This window comes from Hydrogenophaga sp. (assembly GCF_051007235.1).
In the GTDB taxonomy this organism is placed as follows: Bacteria; Pseudomonadota; Gammaproteobacteria; order Burkholderiales; family Burkholderiaceae_C; genus Hydrogenophaga.
Window position 1 is genome coordinate 1 of the sequence record NZ_JBPCSJ010000018.1, and the last position, 2656, is coordinate 2656.

Below are 2656 nucleotides of genomic sequence, written 5' to 3' on the forward strand. Positions count from 1 at the left end.
GGCGGGTGGTGGCGGATCTGAAAGCCTTCGAGGCCGAGCGCGGCACCAGCGACGGCAGCTACTGGCTCTGGTTCGAGCTGCTCTGGCGCGAGCACTTCCGCTGGATGCTGCGCCGCCCCGGCGCGGCGCTGTTCCGGCCGCAGGGGTTGCTGCCGTCAGCGCCCCGCGCCGCGCACGAAGCCGAGGCCTTTGCCCGCTGGTGCGAGGGGCGCACCGGGCTCGATCTGGTGGACGCGGCCATGCGCGAGCTGCGCCACACCGGGTACCTGTCCAACAGGCTGCGGCAGATCGTGGCGAGTGCGCTGATCCACGAAGGCCAGAGCGACTGGCGTGCCGGCGCGGCCTGGTTCGAGCACTGCCTGATCGACTTCGACGTGCACAGCAACCAGGGCAACTGGGCCTACATCGCCGGGGTCGGCACCGACCCACGCGGTGGCCGGCGGTTCAACCTGGACAAGCAGGTCCGCGATCACGACCCCGAAGGCGTCTACCGCCGCGGCTGGTTGGACGCAGGGTGTTCGGCTTCGTCCATCGGATAGGCGTCGGCCACGTAGGCGGGGCCCTTCATGACCAGCACGATGAAGGCGCCGATGGCGACCGTGAGCACCACCGTCCAGTGCAGCACCATCAGGCTGATGAGCCCGATGTGCAGCGTGGTGATGCGGGTGTAGACCTGCGCCTCGGTGCCGTCCCAGGGCCAGAGCTGCACCACCAGGGCGCACAGCACCAACAAGGCCGTGCCCTGCCACAGCACGGCGGGCAGACTCCGCAGGATGGGGCGCTCCAGGCCGGGCGGCGTTTTCTGGAATCCGGGCAGGATGTTGAACATTCCCATGGCGAGCTCCTCGGCGGGGTCTGTGGCAGATCAACCGCCAGCATAGGCCGTGGGCCATACCCCTGCCGGCGCCTGCGCCATGCGGGCGCCGGCCGGTGACCGGTGACCGTCAGTTCATTTCCAGCGCAGGGGTTCGATGTGCACGCTGCCCTGGGTGCTGCTGAGGGTGATGGCGCCGTCCTGCACCAGGGCCTGTAGCTGCATGCTGCGTTCGGCCAGGGCCGCCAGGGCGGGGGCGGCCTCGGTGGGCAGGCGCCACACCTGCAGCTTGTCCAGCCGGGTGAGCTTGTTTTCAATGCCCTTCCACCACACGTCGGCGGCCGAGCTGAAGGGGTAGACGATCACCGCGTCGGCCTGGCTGCAGGCCTTGGACAGCGGCTTGTCTTCGGGCTGGCCCACTTCGATCCAGACGCGCTTGCGGCCGGTGAAGTCGGTCAGCGAGGCGTCCGGGTCGTCTGGGTCGGACAGGCCGGCGCCGAAGGCCAGGGTGCCGTCGCCGCCGCAGGTGTCTTGCAGTTCGTGTGCCTGCAAGGCCAGCGCCACCAGCCGGACCATCATGCGTTCGTCGGTCTCGCTGGGGTGGCGGGCCAGGGTCAGCGCATGGTCGGCGTAGTAGCCGTGGTCGATGTCGGCGATCTGGAGGTTCGCCTTGAAGATGGTGGACTTGATGGCCATGGGGAGGGTGCGCAGGCAGTGCCACCCGGGGCGGGTGGCCGGCGGGCAGTGTATCCGTGCTGCCGCTTCCAGCGGCTCAGAAGCCGGTTTCGCGCACCAGCACGGCCGCGGCCTGGCGCAGGTAGCGGCTGGCCGGGGCTTCCCAGTGGGCGTGGATGCTCAGGTGGCCGCGCCAGCTGTGCTGTTGCAGGCGTTGCAGGGCGGCCACGTCGTCGGCCTCCACAGCCAGCTGCACGCGGTAGACCGCCCGCTCGGGCACCAGGGAATCGTTGAGCGGCCGCACCAACACATGGCCGCCCAGGTGGGCCGCCAGTTCGCTGCGCGGCAGCACGCGGGTGGCGTCGCGGTCCACCGCCTGCACACGCAGGTGCAGGGCCGGGCCGGTGGCGGCGTCGTTCATGAACAGGGCGCGGTCGCCGGCTTGCACGCGGGCCACGGCGCTTTCATCGAGCCAGGTTTCCACCAGCCAGGGGGTGCCGTCGCGCACCAGCACGCCGATTTTTTCCTTGCGTGCCAGCCATTGGCCGGGGTGCAGGTCGGGGTCCACGTCGTACAGCGTGCCAGCCCAGGGCGCCACGGGGGCGTGCTGGGTCATCTCGGTCTGCAAGGCGGCGAGTTCGGCTTCGGCGGTGCCCAGGGCTTCCTGCACGGTCTGCCACTGCTGGCGCGATTCGGCATCGAAACCGGCCGCACCGGCCTGCCAGCGCAGGCGCTCGATGCGCGCGGTCAGGGCCTGTTGCCGCATCTGCAGCTCGGGCAGGTGCAGCTGCACCAGGGCCTGGCCAGCGGCGATGTGGTCGCCGCTCTTCCAGGGCATGGCGTCCAGGCGGGCGGCGCTGGGGGTGTGGATGGGCCAGGTGTCGGCCGGGCGCAGCAGGCCGCTGACGTTGACGCGCGCTGGCCAGGGCACCAACACCACCAGTACCAGGGCCAGCAGCACGCCCGCCGTGGTGCGGGAGCGGCGGCTGTGCCGGATGGCGGCGGCCCGCTCGGTCCAGGCTTTCCATTCTTTGTGCAGCGGCATGAGAACAAACCAGAGGATTTCGACCACGAACAGGGCCACGCCCAGGAGCTTGAAGAACAGGTGGTACACCAGCACGGCGATGCCCAGGAACAGCACCAGCCGGTACAACCAGGTGGCCCAGG

Annotated in this window: 4 protein-coding genes; 1 reads left to right on the forward strand and 3 read right to left on the reverse strand. The window is 70.2% G+C overall.

What is annotated here, in order from left to right; genetic code table 11:
* Positions 1–539: FAD-binding domain-containing protein (locus ACR2JA_RS00640; protein WP_434007208.1), on the forward strand; the 539-nt coding region annotated here is incomplete at its 5' end.
* Here the strand turns inward: ACR2JA_RS00640 and ACR2JA_RS00645 are convergent.
* From ACR2JA_RS00645 to ACR2JA_RS00655, 3 genes are all read right to left on the reverse strand, one after another.
* Positions 488–835, reverse strand: coding sequence for a hypothetical protein (locus ACR2JA_RS00645; RefSeq protein WP_434007209.1), 348 nt, complete (start codon positions 833–835; stop codon positions 488–490). The two genes, ACR2JA_RS00640 and ACR2JA_RS00645, sit on opposite strands and share 52 nt — an antisense overlap.
* A 114-nt stretch (positions 836–949) precedes the next feature.
* A complete protein-coding gene (locus ACR2JA_RS00650) occupies positions 950–1510 on the reverse strand; it encodes a YaeQ family protein (protein WP_434007210.1) in 561 nt (186 codons plus the stop codon).
* Positions 1511–1586: 76 nt separating this feature from the next.
* Positions 1587–2656 (reverse strand): HlyD family efflux transporter periplasmic adaptor subunit (locus ACR2JA_RS00655; protein ID WP_434007211.1); only part of this gene is annotated, 1070 nt, incomplete at its 5' end.

Coding starts and splice junctions, on each gene's coding strand:
- ACR2JA_RS00645 (WP_434007209.1), bottom strand. CDS start 835: ATGGGAATGTTCAACATCCTGCCCGGATTCCAGAAAACGCCGCCCGGC.
- ACR2JA_RS00650 (WP_434007210.1), bottom strand. CDS start 1,510: ATGGCCATCAAGTCCACCATCTTCAAGGCGAACCTCCAGATCGCCGAC.